Source organism: Xanthomonas dyei, assembly GCF_002939865.1.
GTDB lineage: Bacteria > Pseudomonadota > Gammaproteobacteria > Xanthomonadales > Xanthomonadaceae > Xanthomonas > Xanthomonas dyei.
On the sequence record NZ_MDEE01000040.1, the window covers coordinates 16,659 to 39,614 of the forward strand.

The following is a 22,956-nucleotide window of genomic DNA, read 5'->3' on the forward strand; positions in this document are numbered from 1 at the left end:
GTGCTGTTCGACTCAACAGACAAGTTATCGAACTAAAGTTGGAGCAATCCCATGGCTGTGCAGAAGTCCCGTGTCACCCCGTCGCGTCGCGGCCAGCGTCGTTCGCACGATGCCCTCACCGCCAAGCAGCTGTCGACCGACCCGACCAGCGGCGAGATCCATCTGCGCCACCACATCACCGCTGACGGTTACTACCGCGGCAAGAAGGTGATCGCGACCAAGTCGTCGGCCGTCCAAGAAGATTGATCCGTGGCGCCCGCCGCAGTTTTGTTGGCGGGTGACCCTCGATACTTCCGGAGCCGCCAATCACCGCGGCTCTTGCACCAGGAAACAGCATGAGCAAGCGGATCTATTCCAGAATCGCTGGCACGGGTAGTTATTTGCCCGAAAAGGTGTTGACCAACGACGACATGTCCAAGATCGTCGACACCAGCGATGAATGGATCTTCTCGCGTACTGGTATCCGTGAACGTCATATCGTCGCCGACGACCAGACCACCAGCGATCTGGCGTACTTCGCCTCGCTGAAGGCGATGGAAGCGGCCGGCGTCACCGCCGACGAGATCGACCTGATCGTCATCGGCACCACCACGCCCGACCTGATCTTCCCGTCCACGGCCTGCCTGCTGCAGGCGCGTCTGGGCAACGTCGGTTGCGGCGCGATGGACGTCAACGCCGCCTGCTCGGGCTTTGTCTACGCGCTCAGCGTGGCCGACAAGTTCGTGCGCAGCGGCGATGCCAAGACCGTGCTGGTGGTGGGTGCGGAAACGCTGACCCGTATCGTCGACTGGACCGACCGCACCACCTGCGTGCTGTTCGGCGACGGTGCTGGCGCGGTGATCCTCAAGGCAGACGAAGAGACCGGCATCCTCAGCACCCATCTGCATGCCGACGGCAGCAAGAAAGAGCTGCTGTGGGACCCGGTGGGCGTGTCGGTCGGTTTCGGCGAAGGCAAGAATGGCGGCGGCGCGTTGCTGATGAAAGGCAACGACGTCTTCAAATATGCAGTCAAAGCGCTGGATTCGGTGGTCGATGAGACCCTGGCCGCCAACGGCTACGACAAGCACGACCTGGATTGGCTGATCCCGCATCAGGCCAATTTGCGCATCATCGAAGCCACCGCCAAGCGGCTGGATCTGCCGATGGAGCAGGTGATCGTCACCGTGGATCGCCACGGCAACACTTCGTCGGCCTCGGTGCCGCTGGCGCTGGACGAAGCGGTCCGCTCGGGTCGCGTGCAGCGTGGCCAATTGCTGCTGCTGGAAGCGTTCGGTGGTGGATTTACCTGGGGCTCGGCGCTGCTGCGCTACTGAGTTACGCAGGCCCTGCCACCTCGACGGTGGACAGGGTCTGACGCTGTCAGGGCGATGCGTCCTGCAGAAACGAACTCAAACACGCTGTGATCGATCGCTGGACCGTGCTCCGGCGTAAGCCTTATTGCCGCTGCAATTGGACGGTCTCGCTCGGTCTCTTCATCTCTTTGCATGCTGCTGGGGCCTGGGTTCCGTGCGCCCTAAGTCATGCCGTGGCGGCAATTCCGCGCGCGGTCCTGCGTGTGTAGCGGATCGGCGAGTTGCATGCGGATGCGGTCAATAGTCCGCGAGTTTGCTTGGCTGCGACCAAATCGAGCTGATTCTGAGCGACAACGCTCGCTTGTTTTGAGGTAGCCCTGTGCTGCCGATTTGCCTACGCGCCGCCATCGTTGCGGCACTCTACACGCGCCCTGCCACGCGCCAGCCAGTCTTTTCCTTGGTGGGTGCGTTCGCTCCGGCTTCGGTATTGGCCGTATGCATTTGAAGGTTTATCGGCGGCCACATTGGCCGGTTGCAGCGGTTCTTTCAGCCCGGCCGAGTCCTGTCGCAAACTCTGCTGCATACGCGGCAGTACAGACGCTAGGGCGATTTCGCACGTATCATCCCGGCTCGATTTTTGCTGGCAGCCGCGCGTGACCGAATCCACTCTCGCCTTCGTCTTCCCCGGCCAGGGCTCGCAGTCCCTGGGGATGCTGGCCGAACTGTCCGAACTGCATCCGCAGGTTCGCGAAACGTTTGCCGAAGCCTCCGAAGGCGCCGGTGTCGACTTGTGGGCGCTGTCCCAGGGCGGCCCGGAAGAGATGCTCAACCGCACCGAGTACACCCAGCCGGCGCTGCTGGCGGCGGGGGTGGCGGTGTGGCGGCTGTGGACTGCGCAGCGTGGTGCGCGTCCGGCCTTGCTTGCTGGGCACAGCCTGGGCGAATACACCGCGCTGGTGGCCTCTGGTGCCTTGTCGCTGCATGACGGTGCGCACCTGGTACGGCTGCGCGGACAATTCATGCAGGCCGCAGCGCCGGCGGGTGTCGGTGCGATGGCCGCCGTGTTGGGCGCCGACGACGCCCTGGTGTTGGAAGTCTGCGCCGAGGCGGCAGGTAGCCAGGTGGTGGTGCCGGCCAACTTCAATTCGCCCGGGCAGATCGTGATTGGCGGCGATGCGGCGGCGGTGGATCGTGCGCTGGCCTTGCTGGCCGAGCGCGGCGTGCGCAAGGCGGTCAAGCTGGCGGTGAGCGTGCCGTCGCACACGCCGCTGATGCGCGATGCGGCCAATCAGCTCGGCGAAGCGATGGCCGGGTTGAGCTGGCAGACGCCGCAGATTCCGGTGGTGCAGAACGTCGATGCGCGCGTGCACGAGGGCAGCGCGGCGATTCGCCAGGCCCTGGTCGAGCAGTTGTACCTACCGGTGCAGTGGACCGGCTGCGTGCAGGCGCTGGCGGCCCATGGCATCACCAAGATCGCCGAATGCGGCCCGGGCAAGGTGTTGAGCGGGCTGATCAAGCGCATCGACAAGAGCCTGGACGCCCGCCCGTTGGCCACGCCAGCCGATTACGCCGGCGCGCTCGACGCGTGGGCGCACTGATCCGACGCACATGCCGGTGCTACCGGCATCCCTCGACGCTCGCGGCACTGATCGCAGCGTCCCCCTTCGAGGAACAGTAGTCATGAGCAAGCCTCTGCAGGGCGAAATTGCCCTGGTCACCGGCGCCAGTCGCGGCATCGGCGCGGCCATTGCCGACACCTTGGCCGCCCAGGGCGCCACCGTCATCGGTACCGCTACCTCGGCCTCCGGCGCCACGGCCATCGGCGAGCGGCTGGCGGCCCACGGCAGCCACGGTCGCGAACTCAACGTCACCGATGCGGCGGCGGTCGATGGCCTGATCGAGGCGATCGGCAAGGAATTCGGCGCCATCTCGATTCTGGTCAACAACGCCGGCATCACCCGCGACAACCTGTTGATGCGGATGAAGGACGACGATTGGCAAGCCATCATCGACACCAATCTGACCAGCGTGTTCCGTACGTCCAAGGCGGTGATGCGCGGCATGATGAAGGCGCGCAAGGGCCGCATCGTCAATATCGCCTCGGTGGTCGGGGTGACCGGCAATCCGGGCCAGACCAACTACGCCGCAGCCAAGGCCGGCATCATCGCGTTCTCCAAGTCGCTGGCCAAGGAAATCGGTTCGCGCGGGATTACCGTGAATGTGGTGGCGCCCGGTTTCATCGATACCGATATGACCAAGGCGTTGCCGGAGGAGGCCAAGGCCGCCTTGCTGCAGCAGATCGCGCTCGGTCACCTGGGCGCGCCGGAGGACATCGCCAACGCGGTGGCGTTCCTGGCCGGCCCGACCGCCCGCTATATCACCGGCGAGACCCTGCACGTCAACGGTGGCATGTACATGCCGTGAGCGTGCGCCGCCGGGAGGCGCTAAGTGGCTGATCGGCCGGGACTTGTGATGCAATGCAAGGCTCGGGCGCTTCCACTACACTATCCAACGCGGCCATCGCAGCGGCGATGGCGTTTTTTTCGTACCACCACTACTCCAGCTGGAGCGATATCCCCAATGAGCACCATCGAAGAACGCGTCAAGAAAATCGTCGTCGAACAACTCGGCGTCAAGGAAGAGGAAGTCACCACCAGCGCATCGTTCGTCGATGACCTGGGTGCCGACTCGCTGGACACCGTCGAGCTGGTGATGGCGCTGGAAGAAGAGTTCGAGTGCGAGATCCCGGACGAAGAGGCCGAGAAGATCACCTCGGTCCAGCAGGCGATCGACTACGTCAAGGCTCACGTCAAGAGCTGATGCGTTGTTCCTGACTGCGGTGGCGCGCATTGCGCCGCTACTGCGTCAGACATTCCATGGGGCCGCTGATGCGGCCCTGTGTTTTTCAAGTGTCACCCGCAAACCGCAAGCACCGTCCGTTCCGTGGTGAGGAGATCTGCAATGAGTCGTCGTGTTGTCGTTACCGGCATGGGCATGGTGTCGCCGCTGGGCAATGATCTGGCCAGCAGCTGGGATGGGATCATCCACGGGCGCTCAGGCATTGGCCCGATCACGCAGATCGATGCCTCGCAGTTCACCACCAAGATCGCTGGCGAAATCAAGAATTTCGACCCCACGCTTTTTGTGTCCGCCAAGGACGTCAAAAAGATGGATTCGTTCATCCACTACGGTGTCGGCGCCTCGTTCATGGCGCTGGACGATTCCGGCTTGGTCATCGACGAAAGCAATGCCGAACGCACTGGTGCCATTCTCGGCTCCGGCATCGGCGGGCTGCTCGGTATCGAAGAGCAGACCATCAAATTCCATGAGGGCGGCGCGCGCAAGATTTCGCCGTTCTATGTGCCTAGCACCATCATCAACATGCTGCCGGGCCAGGTCAGCCTGATCAAAGGCCTGAAGGGCCCGACGTTCTCGGCCGTATCGGCGTGCGCCACGTCCAATCACTCGATCGGCACGGCGATGCGCATGATCCAGTACGGCGACGCCGACGTGATGCTGGCCGGCGGCGCCGAGCGCGGTTCCTCGCCGAGTTCGGTGGGCGGGTTCTGCGCGATGAAGGCGATGTCCACCCGTAACGACGACCCCACCGCTGCATCGCGTCCCTGGGACAAGCAGCGCGACGGCTTCGTGCTGGGCGACGGCGCCGGCGTGCTGGTGCTGGAAGAGTACGAACACGCCAAGGCGCGTGGTGCGCGCATCTATGCCGAGCTGGTCGGCTTCGGTGCCAGCTCCGACGCGTTCCACATGACCGCCCCCAGCGAAGACGGCGAAGGCGCGGCGCGCAGCATGGTCGCGGCCATGCGCGATGCCAAGCTCAACCCCGAGCAGATCGGTTACCTCAACGCGCACGGTACCTCCACGCCGCTGGGCGATCTGGCCGAAACGCTGGCGATGAAGCGCGCGCTGGGCGACCACGCCTACAAGACCATGGTCAGCTCGACCAAGTCGATGACCGGCCATCTGCTGGGCGCGGCCGGCGGTGTGGAAGCGATCTTCTCGGTGATGGCGCTGCACACCGGCATCATCCCGCCGACGATCAACCTGGAAGAAGCCAGCGAAGGCTGCGACCTGGATTACGTGCCGAACGTGGCGCGCGAAGTGCAGGTGGATGCGGTGATGTCCAACGGCTTCGGGTTTGGCGGCACCAACGGCACGCTGGTGTTCAAGCGCATCTGAGTCGGCGCGTCTGCGCGCTCGCACGGCGCGCCACGCAACAGTCCTTGGCCGCCGCGCCCACTGCGTTCGTGCGGCCAGCCGGACAGTGTTGGCTTGACCTAATCCTGATCCACGCATCGCGCGCGCTGCCTTTTAGAAGGCGGCGCGCTTTTGCATCTCACGCCACCCCGGACCGATGACGCTCACCCGATCACTGCACGCGGACATCGACTTGCTGGCGCTGCATCGGTTGGCGCCGCAACGGTACCCGGCGTTGCTGGAATCCACTGCCTCCGGTACCGAGCATGGGCGCTGGGATGTGCTGTTGCTGGCAGATGGCGCCAGCCTGCGGCTGGATCCGGATGGCGTGACGCGCGATGGCGATGGTCAAGCGCTCGAATGCAATTTTTTGGACGCGCTGGATGCCGCCTGGCACGCCGAACGGGTGCCGCGCGATGCGACCAGCGCATTGCCGTTTCGTGGCGGCTGGGCGGTATTGCTGGACTACGAATTGGCCGCGCAGGTCGAGCCGATCCTGCAGCTGCCTGCGCGGACCGACCGCCTTCCGAGCGCGCTCGCCTTGCGTGCGCCGGCAGCGGTGTTGCGCGATCGCGTGGAAGGCCGCTGCATCGCGCTGGCCGAACCTGGTCGCGACGATCTGCTGGATCGTATCGACGACGACATTGCCGCCTGCGCCGCGCTGCCGCCGTTGCCGGCCTGGGTCGGGCCGGTTGCGGTGGACGAAGATGCGCCCGAGCGCTTTACCGATGCGGTGCAGCGGGTGCTCGATTACCTGCGTGCCGGCGATGTGTTCCAGGCCAATATCTCGCGCGCCTGGAATGCGCGCTTTGCCGCGGCGGTGGATCCGGCGGCGCTGCACGCCCGGCTGCGTTCGGCCAACCCAGCTCCGTTCGCCGGCGTGTTCGTGGCGGCCGGGCGCGCGGTGGTGAGTTCCTCGCCCGAGCGGCTGGTGTCGGTGCACGGCGCTACGGTGCAGACCCGCCCGATCGCCGGAACGCGCGCGCGCTTTGCCGGCGACGACGATGCGGCGCGCATCCGCGAGCTGGTCGGGCACCCGAAAGAACGCGCCGAGCACGTCATGCTGATCGACCTGGAGCGCAACGACCTGGGCCGGATCTGCGTGCCCGGCACGGTCGAGGTGGACGAACTGATGGCGGTGGAAAGCTATGCCCACGTGCATCACATCGTCAGCAACGTGCGTGGCCGTCTGCGCGCCGGGGTCACGCCGGGCGAGGTGATCGCAGCCGTGTTCCCGGGTGGCACGATTACCGGTTGCCCGAAGGTGCGCTGCATGCAGATCATCGCCGAGCTCGAACAGACCGCGCGCGGCGCCTACACCGGCGCGTTCGGCTGGCTCAACCGCGACGGCGACATGGATCTGAACATCCTGATCCGCACCGCGGAGGTGGCTGGAACGCAGGTGCGCTTCCGCACCGGCGCCGGCATCGTGGTGGACTCGGACCCGCAACGCGAGCTGGACGAAACCCGCGCCAAGGCGCGTGGCGTGCTGCGTGCGATCGAGCCGACATGAGCGCTTCAACGGGACATCACCGGCGCGCGGTATCCTGCGCGGCGCTAGGGCAATGACGAGGTGGGTGTGGCGGTGACTGGCAAACGCGGATGTCTGGCCGTGCTGGGCACGGCATTGCTGCTCGTAGCGCTGCTGGCGATTGCCGCGCTGGTGGCATGGCGGCATTACCTGCACTTCGCGCAGACGCCGGTGAGCGCCACGGCGCCCAGCGTGGTGATCGGGCCGGGCGATTCGCTCAGGGTCGCCTTGCGCAAATTGCGCGAGGCCGGCATCGCGCAAGGCACCGATCTGGAATGGCAGCTGCTGGCACGTCAGGTCGATGCGGCCGGCAAACTCAAGGTGGGCGAGTACGCATTGACGCCGGCCCTGTCGCCGCGCGAACTGCTCGGTCGCATGCGCCAGGGCCGGGTGATCCAGTACCGCTTCACCATTGTGGAGGGCTGGAATTTCCGTCAGCTGCGCGCCGCGCTGGCCACCGCCACGCCGTTGCAGCAGACCATCGGCACGCTGGATGACGCCGCATTGATGGCGCGGCTGGGTTTCGCCAACCAGCACCCGGAAGGCCGCTTCCTGCCGGAGACCTATCTGTATCAACGCGGCGACAGCGATCTGGACGTGCTCAAGCGCGCCCACGCAGCAATGGACACCGCGCTGGCGCAGGCCTGGGAGCAGCGCGCCGCCAACGTGCCGCTGACCTCGCCGGAGCAGGCGCTGATCCTGGCGTCCATCATCGAAAAGGAAACCGCGCTGGGCAGCGAGCGGCCGTTGATCGCCGGGGTGTTCCTGCGCCGCCTGCAGTTGGGCATGAAGTTGCAGACCGACCCCACCGTGATCTACGGCATCGGCAGCAGCTACGACGGCAACATCCGCCGCCGCGACCTGACCACCGATACCCCGTACAACACCTACACCCGCACCGGCCTGACCCCCACACCGATCGCCATGCCCGGCCGCGAGGCGCTGCTGGCTGCAGTGCGCCCGGCCCCCGGCGATGCGCTGTATTTCGTCGCCGTTGGCGACGGCACCGGCGCGCATGCGTTTTCGGCCACGTTGGCCGAACATAACGCGGCAGTGGCGCGCTACCTGCAGCGTCGCCGCCTGCCGAACATGCCGCCACCGGAGCCCACGCCATGACCGCCGCGTTTTCGCCCTGGCAGCAACGCGCCTTCGACCAGACCGTGGCGGCGCTGGATGCTGGCCGGCTCGGACACGGGTTGCTGATCTGCGGACCGGAAGGGTTGGGCAAGCGCGGCGTGGCACTGGCGCTGGCCGAGCACGTGCTGGCCAGCTCACCGGACCCGGCGTTGGCGCAGCGCACGCGGCAGCTGATCGCCGCCGGCACCCATCCGGATCTGCAGCTGATCTCGTTCATTCCCAATCGCACCGGCGACAAGCTGCGCACGGAAATCGTCATCGAGCAGGTGCGCGAGGTGTCGCAAAAGCTGTCGCTGACGCCGCAGTACGGCATCGCCCAGGTGGTGATCGTCGACCCGGCCGATGCGATCAATCGCGCCGCCTGCAATGCCTTGCTCAAGACCCTGGAAGAGCCTTCGCCAGGCCGCTACCTGTGGCTGATCAGCGCGCAGCCGGCGCGTTTGCCGGCCACCATCCGCAGCCGCTGCCAGCGCCTGGAATTCAAGCTGCCGCCCGCGCATGAAGCGCTGGCCTGGTTGCTGGCACAGGGCGTCAGCGAGCGGGCGGCACAGGAAGCGCTGGACGCTGCACGCGGCCACCCCGGGCTGGCCGCACAGTGGTTGCGCGAGGATGGCCTGACGGTGCGTCGCGCGGTGGCGCAGGACCTGGAGCAGATCGCCAGCGGCCGCGCCGGTGCGGTGGATGTTGCGCAGCGCTGGACCAACGACGGCCAGGCCGATCAGCGGTTGCGGCATGCCGCCGACCTGGCATTGGCGCAGGCCTCGGCTGGCTTGACCGATCCATCGCGGTTGCACAAGCTGGCGACCTGGTTCGACGCCGCCAATCGCACACGCGATCTGCTGCGCACCACCGTCCGCGCCGACCTGGCAGTGACGGAATTGCTGCTGGCCTGGCGCGATGGAGCGCACCAGACACGTTCTAGGGGAACTCGATGAGTGCAATGAATGCACGCCAAGGCATTTTGTCGCTGGCGTTGAAAGACAAGCCGGCGCTCTACGGCGCGTACATGCCGTTCGTGAAAGGCGGCGGCATCTTCGTGCCCACGCCCAAGCGCTACATGCTGGGCGATGAAGTTTTCCTGCTGCTGACCCTGCCCGATTCCAGCGAGCGCCTGCCGGTGGCCGGCAAGGTGATCTGGACCACGCCTGCGGGCGCGCAGGGCAACCGCGCCGCGGGCATCGGCGTGCAGTTTCCGGACGGCCCGGAAGGCGAGGCGGTGCGCAACAAGATCGAAACCCTGCTGGCCGGCCTGACCACCTCGGACAAGCCGACGCATACGATGTGATGCGGTTGTTGTTGGGCATGCGGCCGGCCGCCGCACAACTGCAGCGGCAGGGCTGCCACTGATTGCAGTGCGCTGACTGCGGTGTAGGTGAGACTCCTGCCAGGTGGGAATGAGCCATCAGGCGCCAGGCAAGTGATCGGCTTTGCGATACGGCCAGGCAGTTAACGTGCGTGATGCCGGGTCGAGAGGGGCAGCGCCGCCGGCTGACGAGAGGAAGCCGGCGTCTGCAAACTGCCGCGGTTTCAGTAGGCATCCACCGGGGCGAACGCGGCTGTTGACGATTGCTGCGGCTGCCCTATAATGTGCGGCTCGCGTCACCGGGCGGTTAGCTCAGCGGTAGAGCATTGCCTTCACACGGCAAGGGTCACAAGTTCGAACCTTGTACCGCCCACCATGAATTCAGCGTCAGATGAAAACCGGCGAAAGCCGGTTTTTTTCTTTGCCGCAGTGTCGTAGCGACTGCATGGATGGGTGATGCGATAGCGCCGCAGTCCTCATTCTTATGCAGCACTCGGCAGCCACTGCCACTCACTCAGCGGCATGCGTGTTGTGCGGTGGTTCGCGTTGGCGCGAGACATCGCGATGTCGCGTTTCTTGCGCGTTCGATCAGGACTGGCCATCTGCATGGCTTGGACGCTGCGGTTAATCGATTGCACCAGTGATGAATCCGTGTGCCAGGGTCGCTGTCTCACACTTGGTAGTGACGCTGCATTGCATTTCGAGAAGCGGTGCACGTAAGCACTTTTCGCTAGGGTCGGTGCCTTGCGAGCTCGACAGGGACTTGCCATCCTGCAAAGCCCCGGATCGAGATGGAGTGGCGATGAAGACGCTGCTTGGAAGTGCGCTGGTTGCGATGTTGCTGTTGGCCGGGTGCGCGCGCGATGTTGGCGAGCAGTACGTGGGCAAGTGGGTCAATGTGAAGTCGCAGAAGAATGTGCTGAGCATCGAGCACAATGGCGAAAGCTTCATCATTCGCGATACCACGCCGGAGCTGTTCGGTAGTGGCGTGAGGACCCGAAATTATCCGGCGCTGCTGACCAAGGGTGTGCTGCAGGTGTCCAGCGGCAGCGGTACGGTCAATTATGCGATCGACGAGGCGACAGGCCGTCTGAGCACGGGCGATACCGAGTACACGCGGATCAAGTAATCGCCGTATCGACGCGTGCGTGCTGATTGTCGCGCTCAGCCGCGTGTCGTGCATGCTGCATGCTGCATGCAGCGGGGCATCATGTACGGCGTTGCCCCTGTCCAACCTGGGCTGAAAGCCGAGCTAACGTGCGGTGTTCAACGCTGTGGCGCCATCGCCTGTGCCTGCATCCAGCGCCACAAGGTGGTGCGCGAAACGCCGAGTGCTTGAGCGGCGAGGGTACGGTTGCCGTTGGCGCGTTCCAGTGCCGTGCGCACCGCTGCGGCGGTGAGTTGCAGGCGCGATGCGGCAAGCTCGGTGTGCGCATGCGGTGCAGGGTCGCTGACGTGTGCGTCGAACAGTTCCGGCGCCCAGCGTTGCAGTTGTTCCAGGCTCAGGTGGTCGTGCGCGTGTGACTTCCAGTGAATGCATAAGCGTTCAACCAGGTTGCGTAGTTCGCGCACGTTGCCCGGCCATGCATGCTGCTGCAGCCGGTGCAGCGCTGCGGGCGACAATGGCGATGCAATGCTGCCCAGTTGCTGAAAGTAATGCGTCAGCAGCATCGCAATGTCGTCGGGGCGGTGGCGTAACGGCGGCAGTGCGATGCGTAGTGCGTTCAAGCGATAGAACAGGTCGCGGCGAAAGCGCCCTTGCTCGACCAGGGAATGCAGATCCTGCAGGCTTGCTGCTATCACGCGCACATCCACGGCAATTGGCACGGTGGCGCCGACGCGCAGCACTTCGCGTTCTTCCAGTACGCGCAGCAAGCGCGTCTGTAGCGGCATCGGCAATTCGCCGATTTCGTCGAGAAACAACGTGCCTTCCTGCGCGGCTTCGATCAGGCCGGTGTGGCCGCCGCGGCGTGCGCCGGTGAAAGCTCCATCGCTGTAGCCGAACAATTCCGCTTCCAGCAGCGATTCGGTGATGGCGCCGCAATTGATCGCGACAAAGCGGCCACGCCGGCGACTACCGGCATGCAGTTGTCGGGCGACCAACTCCTTACCGGTCCCGGTCTGGCCGCTGATCAACACGGTGCCCGCGTGCGGCGCATACAGCTGCACCAGCTCGCGGACGTGCACCATTGCTGCGTCGTCGCCGAGCAGCGCGTCGCTGCGGCGTGTCCGTCGTGCGTTGCTGCGGGCGGTTGGGCGTTCCTGGCTGGAAGCAGTGCCTAATGCGATGGCGTTTTCCAGTGCGTGACGGACCGAATCTGCCGAATACAGCAGCACACCAGGCAGGCCGGCCTGTTCGGCGAAATCGATCGCCATGCCGGTACCCACGATGACCTGGATACCGCCGGCACGCAGGTCGGCAATGCAGTCGCGCGCGTCCTCGGCAGTGACGAAGCGGCGGTGTTCGATGTCCAGGTCGAAGCTGCGCTGGAAGGCGTGGAACGAGGGAACGTCGCTGGCATGGGTCACCACGCCGATGCGCGGTGCGATGCGGCGCGCACGCGCCAACGCTTCCATGAGGTCGAAGCCGGTGGCCTGGATCGGCGCCAGCGGCAGCGCAAGCCGGCTGCGCAGGTAGGCGGCGTTGGAGCCGCCAGCGACCAAGACATCGCAGCGCTCGCGGCGCAGGCGCTGGCCGATGACGTCCACGGCGTCGGCAAAGCCAAGGTTGATCTGCTCGATCCGCGCGCGCTGGTCGAATTCGGGGATGACATCGGCAAGCAGGCCGGTCAGCCGCGACACGCTGACGGTCCAGATCACCGGCGGCGATGTGTCTGCCGGGTCGGCGGGGGAGGGGTTACGCATCGACGTTGGCGTGTTCCATAAGTGTTTCATGTTGCGCCAGGCGTTGCATATTCGCAACGATTCGCTGACGGTGGTCAGTGAAATCAAGTGCTTGCGATTGGCATGGCATTTGCGGGTTGTCCAGCATCCCATCCCAGGAATCGCCATGACGTCCTCGCCCATTTCTTCCGCCGGTACCCGCTTCCGCGCGGCGCTGGCCGCCGAGTCGCCGCTGCAGGTCATCGGTGCGATCAATGCCAACCATGCGCTGCTGGCCCAGCGTGCCGGGTATCAGGCCATCTATCTCTCGGGCGGCGGCGTGGCGGCGGGTTCGTTGGGGCTGCCGGATCTGGGCATCAATACGTTGGAAGATGTGCTGATCGATGTGCGCCGCATTACCGATGTATGCGGGTTGCCGCTGCTGGTGGACGTGGACACCGGCTTCGGGCCGAGCGCGTTCAACATCGAGCGCACCATCAAATCGCTGATCAAGGCGGGCGCGGCCGGTTGCCATATCGAAGACCAGGTCGGCGCCAAGCGCTGCGGGCATCGGCCGGGCAAGGAGATCGTCAGTCAGGGCGAGATGGTGGACCGGGTCAAGGCGGCGGCCGATGCCAAGACCGACCCGGCGTTCTTTTTGATCGCACGGACCGATGCCATCCAGATGGAAGGCGTGGACGCGGCGATCGAGCGCGCCATCGCCTGCGTGGAAGCGGGCGCCGACGGCATCTTTGCCGAGGCCGCCTACGACCTGGACACCTACAAGCGCTTTGTCGATGCGGTGGGCGTGCCGGTGCTAGCCAACATCACCGAGTTCGGCAAGACACCGCTGTTTACGCGCGACCAACTGGCCGCTGCCGGTGTGGCGATCCAGTTGTTTCCGCTGTCGGCATTTCGTGCGGCCAACAAGGCCGCCGAGGATGTGTATACCGCGATCCGGCGCGATGGCCATCAACAAGCAGTTCTGGAAACCATGCAGACGCGCGAAGAACTCTACGAACGCATCGGCTACCACGACTACGAACAACGCCTGGATGCACTGTTTGCACGCAAAGGCGCATGATCGCCGCTTGCTGCGTCCACCTGGTCACTCCTCCGTGACACCGCAACACGCCACCGCTTGGGAGCTCATCGCATGAACGACACCACCATTCCCGGTTTCAAGCCGAAAAAATCCGTTGCCCTGTCCGGCACTGCTGCAGGCAACACCGCGCTGTGCACCGTGGGGCGCAGCGGCAACGATCTGCACTATCGCGGTTACGACATTCTGGATCTGGCAACCACCAGCGAGTTCGAGGAAATTGCGTACCTGCTGGTGCACGGCAAGCTGCCCAATAGCGGCGAATTGCGCGGTTACAAGGCCAAGTTGCGGTCGCTGCGTGGCGTGCCGGCCGCCGTGAAAGCGGCGCTGGAGCAACTGCCGCCGTCGGCGCACCCGATGGATGTGATGCGCACCGGCGTCTCGGTGCTGGGCTGCCTGCAGCCGGAAAAGGACGACCATAACCATCCGGGCGCGCGCGACATCGCCGACAAGCTGATGGCGTCGTTGGGCTCGATGCTGCTGTATTGGTATCACTACAGCCACAACGGCAAGCGCATCGAAGTGGAAACCGATGACGATTCGATCGGCGGGCATTTCCTGCATCTGCTGCACGGGTTTGCGCCCAAGGAGTCGTGGGTGCGTGCGATGCACACCAGCCTGATCCTGTATGCCGAGCATGAATTCAACGCCTCCACGTTCGCATGCCGGGTGATTGCCGGTACCGGCAGCGATATGTACAGCGCCATCGCCGGTGGCATCGGCGCGCTGCGCGGACCCAAGCACGGCGGCGCCAACGAAGTGGCCTTCGAAATACAGAAGCGCTACGACACCCCGGATGAAGCGGAAGCCGATATCAAGGCACGTGTGGAGCGCAAGGAAGTGGTGATCGGCTTCGGCCACCCGGTGTACACGGTGTCCGACCCGCGTAACAAGGTGATCAAGGACGTGGCGCGCGAGCTGTCCGATGCGCAGGGCAGCCGCAAGATGTACGACATCGCCGAGCGCCTGGAAACGGTGATGTGGGATATCAAGAAGATGTTCCCCAACCTGGATTGGTTCAGTGCGGTGAGCTACCACATGATCGGTGTGCCGACGGCGATGTTTACGCCGCTGTTCGTGCTGGCGCGCACGGCCGGTTGGAGCGCGCACATCATCGAGCAGCGCGTGGACGGCAAGATCATTCGCCCGTCGGCTAATTACACCGGGCCGGAAGATCAGGTCTTCGTGCCGTTGGACCAGCGCGCCTGACTGTGTGGGCGGCGCTGGCCCTCATCCGCCCTTCGGGCACCTTCTCCCGCTTGCGGGAGAAGGGCACCGCAACCGCACCGCAACCGCACCGCAGTAGCAGCGGTGCCGGACAGTAGCGCCGCAACCGCAACGCAATAGCAGCACCGCAACCGCAACGCGATTGCAGTACCGCAACCGCACCGCAATAGCAGTACCGCAACCGCAAGAAACCTCGCCCGCCTTGTGATATCGCCAGCCATGAACAGCCAGTACCGTAAGCCCTTGCCGGGCACCTCGTTGGAGTATTTCGATGCACGCGCCGCAGTGGATGCGTTGCAGCCGGGCGCGTATGCAACGTTGCCGTACACCGCGCGCGTGCATGCCGAAAATCTGGTGCGGCGCGCCGAGCCGCAACTGCTGGAGGCCTACCTGCGGCAGCTGATCGAGCGCAAGCGCGACCTGGATTTCCCGTGGTTTCCGGCGCGTGTGGTCTGCCACGATATCCTGGGGCAGACCGCGCTGGTCGATCTGGCCGGCTTGCGCGATGCCATCGCCGAGCAGGGCGGCGACCCGGCGCAGGTCAATCCGGTGGTGCCGGTGCAGTTGATCGTCGATCACTCGCTGGCAGTGGAATACGCCGGCTTCGACAAGCAGGCCTTTGCCAAGAATCGCAGCGTGGAAGATCGCCGCAATGCCGATCGCTTTCACTTCATCGAATGGACCAAGCGTGCGTTCGAGAACATGGAGGTGATTCCGCCGGGCAACGGGATCATGCATCAGATCAATCTGGAGAAGATGTCGCCGGTGATCTACACACTGGATGGCGTGGCGTTTCCGGATACCTGCGTGGGCACCGACAGCCACACCCCGCACGTGGATGCGTTGGGCGTGATCGCCGTGGGTGTGGGCGGGCTGGAAGCGGAGACCGTGATGCTGGGGCGCGCGTCGTGGATGCGGTTGCCCGACATCATCGGCGTGGAATTGTTGGGCCGGCCGGCGCCGGGCATCACCGCCACCGACATCGTGCTGGCCTTGACCGAATTCCTGCGCCAGCAGCGCGTGGTCGGTGCATACCTGGAGTTTTACGGTGCCGGCGCCAGCGCGCTGACCATCGGCGACCGCGCCACCATCTCCAATATGACGCCCGAATTCGGCGCGACCGCGGCGATGTTCTACATCGACCAGCAGACCATCGACTACCTGCGGCTGACCGGCCGAGAGGACGCGCAGATTGCGCTGGTGGAAACCTACGCGCGGCAGACCGGCTTGTGGGCCGACGCTCTGGTCACCGCGCAGTACGAGCGCGTGCTGCAGTTCGATCTGTCGAGCGTGGTACGCAACATGGCCGGGCCATCCAACCCGCACAAGCGGGTGGCGACTACCGAGCTGGCAAGCCGTGGCATCGCCGCTGCATGGGAAGACGTGCCAGGGCAGATGCCCGATGGCGCGGTGATCATCGCGGCGATCACCTCGTGCACCAACACCTCCAATCCACGTAACGTCATCGCCGCCGGCCTGCTGGCACGCAATGCCAATGCGCGCGGCCTGACCCGCAAACCGTGGGTGAAAAGTTCGCTGGCGCCCGGCTCCAAGGCGGTGCAGCTGTATCTGGAAGAGGCAGGCCTGCTGAGCGAGCTGGAGCAGCTGGGCTTCGGCATCGTGGCGTTTGCCTGCACCACCTGCAATGGCATGAGCGGCGCGCTGGACCCGGTGATCCAGCAGGAGATCATCGACCGCGACCTGTATGCGACGGCGGTGTTATCGGGCAACCGCAATTTCGATGGGCGCATCCATCCGTATGCCAAGCAGGCGTTTCTGGCATCGCCGCCGCTGGTGATCGCCTATGCCATCGCAGGAACGGTGCGCTTCGATATCGAAAAGGATGCGCTCGGCATCGATGCGGATGGCACGCCGATCACGCTCAAAGAGTTGTGGCCGACCGATGCGGAGATCGATGCGGTGGTGGCGCGCAGCGTCAAGCCGGAGCATTTCCGCAGCGTCTACGACCCGATGTTCAAGCGCAGCGTGGGGCAGGGCGCGCGCGTGAGCCCGCTGTACGACTGGCGCCCGACCAGCACCTATATTCGCCGTCCGCCGTATTGGGAGGGCGCACTGGCCGGTATACGCACGCTGCATGGCATGCGCGCGCTGGCGGTGCTGGGCGACAACATCACCACCGAGCACCTGTCTCCCTCCAACGCCATCATGGCCAGCAGTGCGGCCGGCGAATACCTGGCGCAGATGGGCGTGCCGGAAGAAGACTTCAATTCTTACGCCACCCATCGCGGCGACCACCTCACCGCGCAACGCGCCACCTTCGCCAACCCGAAGTTGGTCAACGAAATGGCCGTGGTGGATGGGCAGGTCACCGCCGGTTCGCTGGCACGGCTGGAGCCGGACGGGCAGGTCGTGCGCATGTGGGAGGCGATCGAAACCTATATGACGCGCAAGCAGCCGTTGGTCATCATTGCCGGCGCCGATTACGGGCAGGGCTCGTCGCGCGACTGGGCGGCCAAGGGCGTACGGCTGGCGGGCGTGGAAGCGATCGTGGCCGAAGGCTTCGAGCGGATCCACCGCACCAACCTGATCGGTATGGGCGTATTGCCGCTGGAATTCAAGCCGGGGACCGATCGCAAGACACTAGGTATCGACGGCAGCGAAACATTCGACGTGATGGGCGAGCGCACGCCAGGCGCAACGCTGACGTTATCGATCCATCGCCGCAACGCCGAGCAGCTGCAGGTGCCGGTGACCTGCCGTCTGGATACTGCGGAAGAAGTGGCGATCTATGAAGCCGGCGGCGTGTTGCAGCGGTTTGCGCAGGATTTTCTTGAGAGCCGGGAATCGGGAGTCGGGAATCGAGATGAGTTGAAGGCGACATCAGCACCGCAACCGCACTAGCGTCTATGGCCCTTGCCGTGGTTCTGCCACCCAATCCCGTTCTCCAATCCCCAATCCCGGCCCTCCCATGATCTATCTCCCCCAACTCCGCATCCCCGCCACCTACCTGCGCGGTGGCACCAGCAAGGGCGTGTTTTTCCGCCTGCAGGATCTGCCGGTTGCCGCACAACAGCCGGGGCCGGCGCGCGATGCGTTGTTGCTGCGGGTGATCGGCAGCCCCGATCCGTATGCCAAGCAGATCGATGGCATGGGCGGGGCCACGTCCAGTACCAGCAAGAGCGTGATCGTCTCTGCCAGTACGCGCGACGGACACGATGTGGACTATCTGTTCGGGCAGGTGTCCATCGACAGCGCGTTCGTGGATTGGAGCGGCAACTGCGGCAATTTGTCGGCGGCGGTGGGGCCGTTTGCGATCGCCAATGGCCTGGTCGATGCGGCGCGGGTGCCGCACGATGGTGTGGCGACGGTGCGTATATGGCAGGCCAATATCGGCAAGACCATCGTGGCGCACGTGCCGATGAGCGACGGACAGGTGCAGGAAACCGGCGACTTCGAGCTGGATGGGGTGACCTTTCCCGCCGCCGAAGTGCAGCTGGAATTTCTCGACCCCGCCGATGCGGCCGAGGGCGAGGGCGGCGCGATGTTTCCCACCGGCAAGCTGATCGATCAGCTGGAGATTCCCGGCCTGGGCACGATCGCCGCCACGCTGATCAATGCCGGCATCCCGACCATTTTTGTCAACGCGCATGACCTGGGTTACACCGGCACCGAATTGCAGGACGCAATCAATGGCGATCCGCGTGCGCTGGCCATGTTCGAAACACTGCGCGCACATGGCGCGGTGCGGATGGGGTTGATTGCCAACATCGACGACGCCGCCACGCGCCAGCACACCCCCAAGGTCGCCTTCGTTGCGCCGCCGGCCGACTACACCGCCTCCAGCGGCAAGCCGGTGCTTGCTGGCGAGATCGATCTGCTGGTGCGTGCGATGTCGATGGGCAAGTTGCACCACGCGATGATGGGTACCGCCGCCGTCGCCATCGGGACCGCAGCGGCGGTGCCCGGCACCCTGGTCAATCTGGCCGCAGGCGGCGCGACGCGCTCGGCGGTGCGTTTCGGCCATCCGTCCGGCACCTTGCGTGTCGGTGCGGAGGCGACGCTGGTGGACGGGCAGTGGCAGGTGACCAAGGCGCTGATGAGCCGCAGTGCGCGCGTGCTGATGGAAGGTTGGGTGCGCGTGCCTGGTGATGTTGCCAACGTCGAGTGAACGGAACACGGATGCACGTGGGTGGATGTCTCCGGTAGCGGGCGGAGTGGGCGCATCCACGCCGCTTTAAAAACCTGCCGGCGGTCCATTGCGGCTTGTCTACGCGCTCGTCAATCGGTATTGGGGGCAGTCGTCGTATGGGGCTTCCTGGGGCTCGCGCATGCGCCGCGACCTGTGCCATCGCTGGGTCCAGTGCAGCCAAGCCTGTTGCTGCGCCCGATTTGCTGAGCACTGCCTGCTGAGACACGCAACGTTCCAGCGCACAAATTGCACGCCTCTGTTGCATTAATTAGAACGCTCTTGCGAATTTAGAAAACTTTTTCGCACGCGCTCTGCCATATTTGTGTAATTCGTGTTAATTCTGTTGCAACGCGGCATGGAAATCAGGCCGCTCCGCCAACCGAATTCGGAGTCTTCCCATGTCAGCCAGCCGGTCGCTCAAGATCAGCGCGCTTGCCGTTGCCGTCGTTTCGCTTCTTCCGTTCCACGCTGCTGCGCAGCAGGCCTCTGGCGACGACGGTGTCGTGCGTCTGGATGCGGTCAAGGTTACGGTCGAGCGTCGCTCGGAAGACTCCAAGGATGTGCCGGTGTCCGCCAGCGTGTTGCGCCCGGAATTTCTGGACGCCATTTCCACCAGCGGCTCGGACATCCGCGTGCTGGCCGGCAAGGCGCCCAGCCTGAACATCGAATCGTCCAACGGCCGTGTGTTCCCGCGCGTGTACATCCGCGGCTACGGCAACACCGACTTCAATACCTACGCCTCGCAGCCGGTGTCGTTGATCTATGACGACGTGGTACAGGAAAACGCCTTCCTGAAGGGCTTCCCGATCTTCGATCTGGAAGGCCTGGAAGTATTGCGTGGCCCGCAGGGCACCTTGTTCGGCCGCAATACGCCGGCCGGCGTGGTCAAGTTCAACTCGGTCAAGCCGACCATCGGCTCCAACGACGGCTACGCCAGCCTGTCCTATGGCACCTACGGCACCATGACGCTGGAAAGCGGCCTGAGCATCGCGATGGGCGAGCATTGGGCGGCGCGTCTGTCCACCCTGGGCCAGCGCCGCGACGACTGGGTGGAGAACCGCGACGGCCGCGATCTGGAAGGCTATACCGACTCGGCGGTGCGCCTGCAGTTGCTGTACCAGGCCAGCGACGATTTCAGCGCATTGTTCAACGCGCACGCGCGCCATCTGGACGGCACCGCGCGCCTGTTCCGCGCCAATATCATCCAGCCCGGCACCAACCAGCTGGTGGATGGCTTCGACGCCGAAAAATCTTTCATCGACGGCGCCAACACCCAGGAACTGCAGACCTATGGCGGCAGCGCCAATCTGACCTGGGACCTGGGCGACATCGCGCTGCACTCGATTACCGCCTATGAAGGCATCGGCAAGTACTACAGCCGTGGCGACATCGACGGCGGCTTCGGCGCGGTGTTCGCACCGCCGTCCGGCCCGGGCGCGATTCCGTTCCCGGTGGAAACCGCCGGTGGCATCAAGAGCCTGGACCAGTACAGCCAGGAACTGCGTGCCGAATCGCAGTACGAAGGCCCGCTCAACTGGCAGGCCGGCCTGTACTACTTCCACGACGATGTGGAAGGCGAAAACTACACCTACAACACCTTCAGTGGCGGCGATCTGGCCAGCTACCAGCTGACCCGCCAGCGCAACACTTCGTGGGCAGCGTTCGGTTCGTTGAACTACGCGGCCACCGATCGCCTGAACCTGCGCGCCGGTATCCGCTACACCTACGACAAGAAGACCTTCGACGTGCTGGCGCTGGACCGCGTCACGCTGGTCGAGCCGTCCAGCGGCGAAACCGACAACTCCAAGGTCACCGGCGATCTGGCCGCGACGTTCTCCATCAACGACGACGTCAACGTGTATGCACGTGCCGCACGTGGCTTCCGCGGCGCCAGCTTCGGCGTGCCCTCGGGCACCGCGCCGCTGACCGTGGCCGAGCCGGAGACGGTGGATTCGTTCGAGATCGGCATCAAGTCGGATCTGTTCGACAACCGCGCGCGCCTGAGCTTTGACATCTACGATTTCCGGGTCAAGAACCAGCAGCTCACTGCGGTGGGCGGCGCCTCCAACGATGTGCGTCTGCTCAACGCCGACAAGACCAAGGCACGCGGCGCCGAGTTCGATTTCGAAGCGTTGATCACCCAGAACCTGCGCGTCACCGCCGGTGGCGCCTACAACTGGACCCGTATCGACGACCCGAACCTGTCGGTGGGCGTGTGCCGCACCTGCACCGTGACCGACCCGCTCAATGCGGCCGGCCGCGCGCTGATCGACGGTAACGATCTGCCGCAGGCGTCCAAGTGGATGGCCAACGCCACGCTGCGTTACGGCATCCCGATGGGCAACGATGGCGAGCTGTTCTTCTACACCGACTGGTCCTACCGCAGCGAAGTGAATTTCTTCCTGTACGACTCCAAGGAATTCACCGGCCAGCCGCTGGTCGAAGGCGGCGCCAAGATTGGTTACAACTGGGGCGCCGGTGCGTACGAGCTGTCGGTGTTCTGCCGCAACTGCACCAACCAGATCCGCGTGACCGGTGCGATCGATTTCAACAACCTCACCGGCTTCATCAACGACCCGCGCATCGTTGGCGCCCAGTTCCGCGCCAACTTCTGATCGGCACCGTTGTACGGTAGAACGCGAACCGCCGGCCAGCATGCCGGCGGTTTTTTTTTTGCGGGAGGAGAGAACAGATGCAACACAGATGGCAACGCACCTGGAGCATGCTGGCGATGTGGTGCCTCTGCGCCGCCGCGTGGGCGCAGGCGCCCGCGGCGGCGGTGCAGGGCGCAGCTGCGCCTGCCGACATGGTGGTGGTGTCCACCGATATCGGCGACGACATCGACGATGCGTTCGCGCTGGCACTGCTGTTGCGTCGCCCACAGGTGCAGGTGCTGGGCATTGCATCGGCGTGGGGGGATACCACGCTGCGTGTACAGCTGTTGCAGCGTTTGTTGCAGCAGGCCGGGCGCAGCGACATCCCGTTGGCGATGGGCAAGCGCACCACCAGCACGATCGCCTTCAGTCAGGCGCGCTGGGCTGCGAAAGGGCAGCTGCCGAGCGGCTTGCCCGATGCGGCGACGATGATCCTGCAGCAGGCGCAGCGCCACCCGGGTGAGGTGACCTTGCTGGTGCTGGGCCCCATGACCGATGCCGCACTGGCGCAGCAACGCGACCCGGCGGGCTTTGCCAAGCTCAAGCGCATCGTGGCGATGGGCGGGTCGGTGCGGGTGGGCTACGGTAAGTCCGCGTATCGCCCGGCCAGCGCGCCGGCCGCCGAGTACAACATCGTGTCCGATGTGGCGGCCGCGCAGCGCGTGTTCGCGGCCGGTGTGCCAATCGTCCTGCTGCCGCTGGATGCCACCCAGATCACCCTGGAAGAACCCGAGCGTATCGCGCTGTTTGCGCACGGCGATGGCCTGACCGACGCGCTCACCCAGCTCTACTACCAATGGCGCAACACCGACCAGCCCTGGGCGAGCGCAACGCCGACCTTGTTCGATGCCGTGCCGGTGGCCTGGTTGCTGCGCCCCGAACTGTGCCCGACCACGCCGCTGCATCTGGATATCGATGCGCAAGGCGATACGCGCGAGGTGCCGGGCACGCCGAACGTGCAGGCCTGTCTGCGTGCGGACAAGCCGGCGTTGATCGACCTATACATGCGCACGGTGTTGCAGTTGCACTGAGAGCAGCCAACAAAACCACTTTGCAGCCGCCAGGCGGGCGTGGCAGTTACTCGGTGCGGCATGTACCACGTGTGCATTCCGGTTCTGAGTGCGCCGTCCATACCTGCCTGACGACTGCTCATTACGTTTTGCTCGCTGCTCTTAAGAGCAGCGAACCAACGGAGTTAGCGCCTGCCTGACGGTGAGCGCAGTGGTTTTGTTGGCTGCACTTTTGGGATGCAGTCAAACGCCTGGTTGGTCGAAGGCGCGATGCCCTCACCGCTCGCGGGACACGCCGTACATCCGTCAATGGAGGCTCGGTGGCGGCATCCATGCCGCCACACGGTCCCGCAAGCGGCGAGGACACCGCACCAGAAAGTCACTCGGTTACTTTGTTGAAAGTCTGTCTGCTGATCTCGTTGCGCTGCGAAGCTGATCAAACGCGGCGTTATCCAAACAACACACCATGCCTTGTTTGCAACCGTGCACACCGACCATCTCCACTGGTCCTT

General features: G+C 64.7%; 18 protein-coding genes, 1 tRNA gene and 1 other RNA gene. 19 read left to right on the forward strand and 1 reads right to left on the reverse strand.

All coding sequences use genetic code 11. The features are described 5' to 3' along the window. Positions 1–51 precede the first annotated feature (51 nt). From rpmF to XdyCFBP7245_RS19545, 12 genes are all read left to right on the forward strand, one after another. A complete protein-coding gene (gene rpmF, locus XdyCFBP7245_RS19490; protein ID WP_003483870.1) occupies positions 52–246 on the forward strand; it encodes a 50S ribosomal protein L32 in 195 nt (64 codons plus the stop codon). Positions 247–335: 89 nt separating this feature from the next. Beyond that, entirely contained in the window at positions 336–1,313 is a 978-nt protein-coding gene (locus tag XdyCFBP7245_RS19495) for a beta-ketoacyl-ACP synthase III (RefSeq protein WP_104617091.1), read from the forward strand. Positions 1,314–1,945: 632 nt separating this feature from the next. After that, a complete protein-coding gene (gene fabD / locus XdyCFBP7245_RS19500) occupies positions 1,946–2,890 on the forward strand; it encodes an ACP S-malonyltransferase (RefSeq protein WP_104617092.1) in 945 nt (314 codons plus the stop codon). A gap of 82 nt (positions 2,891–2,972) precedes the next feature. Next, positions 2,973–3,716: a 3-oxoacyl-ACP reductase FabG gene (fabG, locus tag XdyCFBP7245_RS19505; protein ID WP_104617093.1), complete on the forward strand. Its 744-nt coding sequence runs from the start codon at positions 2,973–2,975 to the stop codon at positions 3,714–3,716. A gap of 156 nt (positions 3,717–3,872) precedes the next feature. Next, positions 3,873–4,112: an acyl carrier protein gene (acpP, locus tag XdyCFBP7245_RS19510; RefSeq protein WP_002814322.1), complete on the forward strand. Its 240-nt coding sequence runs from the start codon at positions 3,873–3,875 to the stop codon at positions 4,110–4,112. A 141-nt stretch (positions 4,113–4,253) separates the two neighbouring features. Next, on the forward strand, positions 4,254–5,489 hold the full coding sequence (gene fabF / locus XdyCFBP7245_RS19515; RefSeq protein ID WP_104617094.1) for a beta-ketoacyl-ACP synthase II: 1,236 nt from the start codon (positions 4,254–4,256) through the stop codon (positions 5,487–5,489). Between the two features lie 175 nt (positions 5,490–5,664). After that, the gene (locus XdyCFBP7245_RS19520) at positions 5,665–7,020 is read left to right on the forward strand and encodes an aminodeoxychorismate synthase component I (protein WP_104617095.1); all 1,356 of its coding nucleotides are present in this window, start codon (positions 5,665–5,667) and stop codon (positions 7,018–7,020) included. Positions 7,021–7,080: 60 nt separating this feature from the next. Then, entirely contained in the window at positions 7,081–8,154 is a 1,074-nt protein-coding gene (gene mltG / locus XdyCFBP7245_RS19525) for an endolytic transglycosylase MltG (RefSeq protein WP_104617096.1), read from the forward strand. Beyond that, positions 8,151–9,110, forward strand: coding sequence for a DNA polymerase III subunit delta' (locus XdyCFBP7245_RS19530; protein WP_104617097.1), 960 nt, complete (start codon positions 8,151–8,153; stop codon positions 9,108–9,110). Before mltG ends, XdyCFBP7245_RS19530 begins: the two co-directional genes overlap by 4 nt. After that, entirely contained in the window at positions 9,107–9,460 is a 354-nt protein-coding gene (locus XdyCFBP7245_RS19535) for a PilZ domain-containing protein (RefSeq protein WP_104617098.1), read from the forward strand. The genes XdyCFBP7245_RS19530 and XdyCFBP7245_RS19535 overlap by 4 nt, the downstream gene beginning before the upstream one ends. 319 nt (positions 9,461–9,779) lie before the next feature. After that, positions 9,780–9,854, forward strand: a tRNA-Val gene (locus XdyCFBP7245_RS19540). Positions 9,855–10,280: 426 nt separating this feature from the next. Beyond that, on the forward strand, positions 10,281–10,607 hold the full coding sequence (locus XdyCFBP7245_RS19545; RefSeq protein ID WP_104617099.1) for a hypothetical protein: 327 nt from the start codon (positions 10,281–10,283) through the stop codon (positions 10,605–10,607). Positions 10,608–10,744: 137 nt separating this feature from the next. Here the strand turns inward: XdyCFBP7245_RS19545 and prpR are convergent, their stop codons facing one another. Further along, positions 10,745–12,343, reverse strand: a complete 1,599-nt coding sequence (gene prpR, locus XdyCFBP7245_RS19550; protein ID WP_104617100.1) for a propionate catabolism operon regulatory protein PrpR — start codon at positions 12,341–12,343, stop codon at positions 10,745–10,747. A gap of 145 nt (positions 12,344–12,488) precedes the next feature. Here prpR and prpB point away from each other — a divergent pair, with 145 nt between their 5' ends. The 7 genes from prpB (at position 12,489) to XdyCFBP7245_RS19585 (ending at position 22,602) form a co-directional block, all read left to right on the forward strand. Continuing rightward, positions 12,489–13,385, forward strand: coding sequence for a methylisocitrate lyase (gene prpB, locus XdyCFBP7245_RS19555; protein WP_055846320.1), 897 nt, complete (start codon positions 12,489–12,491; stop codon positions 13,383–13,385). A 72-nt stretch (positions 13,386–13,457) separates the two neighbouring features. Continuing rightward, the gene (prpC, locus tag XdyCFBP7245_RS19560) at positions 13,458–14,612 is read left to right on the forward strand and encodes a bifunctional 2-methylcitrate synthase/citrate synthase (protein ID WP_104617101.1); all 1,155 of its coding nucleotides are present in this window, start codon (positions 13,458–13,460) and stop codon (positions 14,610–14,612) included. Positions 14,613–14,849: 237 nt separating this feature from the next. Further along, complete coding sequence (acnD, locus tag XdyCFBP7245_RS19565; RefSeq protein WP_104617102.1) at positions 14,850–17,492, forward strand: Fe/S-dependent 2-methylisocitrate dehydratase AcnD; 2,643 nt, start codon at positions 14,850–14,852, stop codon at positions 17,490–17,492. Between the two features lie 67 nt (positions 17,493–17,559). Continuing rightward, positions 17,560–18,759, forward strand: coding sequence for a 2-methylaconitate cis-trans isomerase PrpF (gene prpF / locus XdyCFBP7245_RS19570; protein WP_104617103.1), 1,200 nt, complete (start codon positions 17,560–17,562; stop codon positions 18,757–18,759). 419 nt (positions 18,760–19,178) lie between these two features. Beyond that, positions 19,179–21,395, forward strand: a complete 2,217-nt coding sequence (locus XdyCFBP7245_RS19575; RefSeq protein ID WP_104617104.1) for a TonB-dependent receptor — start codon at positions 19,179–19,181, stop codon at positions 21,393–21,395. Between the two features lie 77 nt (positions 21,396–21,472). Further along, the gene (locus tag XdyCFBP7245_RS19580; RefSeq protein ID WP_104617105.1) at positions 21,473–22,465 is read left to right on the forward strand and encodes a nucleoside hydrolase; all 993 of its coding nucleotides are present in this window, start codon (positions 21,473–21,475) and stop codon (positions 22,463–22,465) included. Positions 22,466–22,525: 60 nt separating this feature from the next. Next, positions 22,526–22,602, forward strand: a non-coding RNA gene (locus XdyCFBP7245_RS19585) — sX9 sRNA. Positions 22,603–22,956: the final 354 nt, after the last annotated feature.